Genomic DNA, 2,923 nt, shown 5'->3' with positions numbered 1-2,923 from the left:
CCCCCGCCGCGCGCCGGCCTCGACCGCGCGACGCCGCGGACGAGCGCCCGGCGGCGCGATCACGCCCAGACGCGCCGTCCTCGCGTGTTCCCGAAGCACTCGACTTCGCGCGTGCCGCCTTCGCCTCGTTCATGCGGCCTTTCTTGGTATCTTCCCGCTTCGTGGGTGTCGCCATGAGCATCACCTGCTGCCACCGCTCTTGCGGCTCAGATCCGCCACGAGCTCCTTGAAGCGGTCGCCGCGTTCTTCAAAGCCCGAAAACTCGTCGAATGAAGAACACGCGGGCGAAAGCAGCACCACGTCGTCCGTGTGCGCGAGCGCACGGGCGACCTCGACGGCATCGGCGAGATGCTCCGCCTCCGCAAGTTCGACGCCCTCCCGGCGAGTAGGTTCGGCAAACGCCGCGAGGAAGCGATCGCGAGCCTCACCGAAGCATACGATAGCGCGGACGCACGATGCTGAAACGCGCTCCGCGAAGCCGGAAAGCTCGGTGCCTTTGTCCGTGCCGCCCAGTAGGAGCACCACGGAATCGTTCGGAAAGGCGGTGAGCGCCTTCTCCACAGCATCGGTGTTCGTGGCTTTCGAGTCATTCACATAGCGCACGCCGTCGACCGTCCGCACAGGCTCGATGCGATGCTCGAGGGGCTGAAACGTCGTGAGGGCGTGCGCCACGCCTGCCGACTCCGCGCCCACCCACAGGGCAGCCGCCGCAGCGGCGAGCGCGTTGAGCTCGTTGTGCGCGCCGGAGATGGCAAGTTCGGTGGCCGCGCACAAACGGTGTTCGGCTCCGCGCAAACGACAGGTGAGCACGCCATCTCGAACGAACGCCGCGCTCGCCGCCCCGCTATCCTCATGCGCGAGCTCGCAGACCTCCGCGCCCGTCGCGCGCGCCTCGGGCAGCGCCGCGGCGGAGCCCGCATCCTCGACGCAGACGACGGCAAGGTCGCCTGCGCCCTGGTTTGCAAAGATTCGACGCTTCGCAGCCGCATACGCCTCATGCGTGCGATGCCAGGCAAGGTGGTCGGGCGTGATGTTCAGCAACACGGAAACGTGTGGATGCAGCTCGCTTGTCGTCGCAAGCTGATAGCTCGAGAGCTCAGCGGCGAACCACGAGCCCTTTGCACGCGTATCGATAGCGGTGATGGGCGCCACGCCGATGTTTCCCACCGCGCGGCAGGCCAGTCCCGATTCATTCAGAAGATGGTTGATGAGCGACGTCGTCGTGGTCTTGCCGTTCGTTCCCGTGACGGCGATCCAGCGCTCGGGCGAAAGGCGAAAGGCAAACTCCGGCTCGCCCATGATCTCGCTTGCATGCGCGCGCCCGCTCGCGAAAAACACGCTGAACTCCGAGATGCCGGGGCTCGCAACACAGACGTCATAGCTGCCCTCGACCTTTTCCGTGCCGAGCACGCAGGTAGCGCCCATCGCCTCGAGCGAGCGCGTCTGCGCACAGGGTTTGATCTTGGAGCCAGGGTATATCGTCACGCTCTTCACGAGCCCGTCCAGGTGCAGGGTCGCCCAGCGGGCAAGGGCGAGTCCCGTAGCCCCGAGCCCCAGCACCAAAAGGTCGATCCCCTCGTCCAAACGCTTGCCGCCTATCTCAACACTCATCTGCGCACCTCGCTAGCCCAACTGGAAGAAGAGGGCGAGGCCGAGCGCGCCGAACGCCGCGGATACGATCCAGAACCGAATGACGACCTTCGTCTCCGCCCAACCCATCTTCTCGAAGTGATGATGGATGGGCGCCATGAGGAAGACGCGCTTGCCCGTAGCCTTGAAGCTCACGACCTGGATCATGACGGAAAGCGCCTCGATGATGAAAAGGCCGCCCACGATAAGCGAAACAACCTCGGTGTTCGTCATGACGGCCACTGCCGCGAGCGCGGCACCGAGGGCGAGCGAGCCGGTGTCGCCCATGAAGATGCTCGCCGGGTAGCAGTTGAACCACAGAAAGCCCAGGCACGCGCCCGCGCACGACGTGCAGAAGACCGTGAGGTTCGGGTCGTTGCACAAAAACGTGACGGCGGCCATGATGAGCAGGGCGATCATTGAGGTGCCGCCCGCAAGACCGTCGAGGCCGTCTGTGAGGTTCACAGCGTTCGAAAGTCCTGCAATGAGAAGCCATGTGAACGCCACGTAGAGCCACGGGATCGAGAACGCCTGGCCACCGAGGTCAAACGTGGTAGTGAGCACACCGAGGTCGATCACGAAGCCACCGGGGAAGCGCACGATGGGCTCCACGCCGCACCAGTTCACGGAAAACAGGCAGAACAGTACGCAGATGAGCGTGAGGCCGATCATCTTCGCGTGCGGCGTGAGGCCGAGCGAGCGCCCGTGCGTCACCGAGGTCGCGTCGTCGATGAGGCCGAGGAGCCCCGTGGCGACCGTCGCCAAGAGCACAAGGACGAGCTCGGTGGTGAGCTTGCCCATAAGCAGGCACGTGACGACGACAGAGATCAAAATGATCACGCCGCCCATGGTAGGCGTACCCTGCTTGACCAGGTGACGTTCCGGACCGTCGGCGCGCACCTGCTGGCCGATGCCCTCGAACTTGAGAATGCGAATCCACAGCGGCATGAGCGCGAGCGCGATGACCGCTGCAATACCGAGTGCGAGAAATGCCTGGTATGTGGGGTATGAAGGATTGCCAAGCATCTAGCAGACCTCCTCGACGAGACGATCGAGCCCAACGAAGCGCGAGCCCTTCACGAGCACCACGTTGTCCTGTGCGAAGATGCCGGCAAGACGCGCGATCGCCTCGTCGGTGTCTTCGAGCACGAGCACGGCATCGTCCGAGAGCCCCATGAGAAGGGCCGCCCGCGCCATGTGCTGGGCGTCCTCACCACCGACGCACACGAGGTAGTCGAGCTTCTTGGCGGCGGCATAGGCACCCACGAGCTCGTGGAGGCGCGGCGCTTCGTCA

Annotated in this window: 2 protein-coding genes and 1 pseudogene; all 3 read right to left on the bottom strand. The window is 64.8% G+C overall.

Annotated features, from left to right (window positions below; translation table 11 throughout):
* Window positions 1–180: 180 nt before the first annotated feature.
* On the bottom strand, window positions 181–1,611 hold the full coding sequence (murD, locus tag QZ079_RS08900) for a UDP-N-acetylmuramoyl-L-alanine--D-glutamate ligase (RefSeq protein ID WP_297037497.1): 1,431 nt from the start codon (window positions 1,609–1,611) through the stop codon (window positions 181–183).
* Between the two features lie 12 nt (window positions 1,612–1,623).
* A complete protein-coding gene (mraY, locus tag QZ079_RS08895) occupies window positions 1,624–2,655 on the bottom strand; it encodes a phospho-N-acetylmuramoyl-pentapeptide-transferase (RefSeq protein WP_297037496.1) in 1,032 nt (343 codons plus the stop codon).
* Window positions 2,656–2,923 (bottom strand): annotated as a pseudogene (locus tag QZ079_RS08890) (UDP-N-acetylmuramoyl-tripeptide--D-alanyl-D-alanine ligase); the annotation flags it as partial. It abuts the gene before it with no gap.

Source organism: uncultured Enorma sp., from assembly GCA_905210055.1.
Lineage (GTDB): Bacteria > Actinomycetota > Coriobacteriia > Coriobacteriales > Coriobacteriaceae > Enorma.
This window is presented reverse-complemented; position numbering and strand designations above follow the sequence as displayed.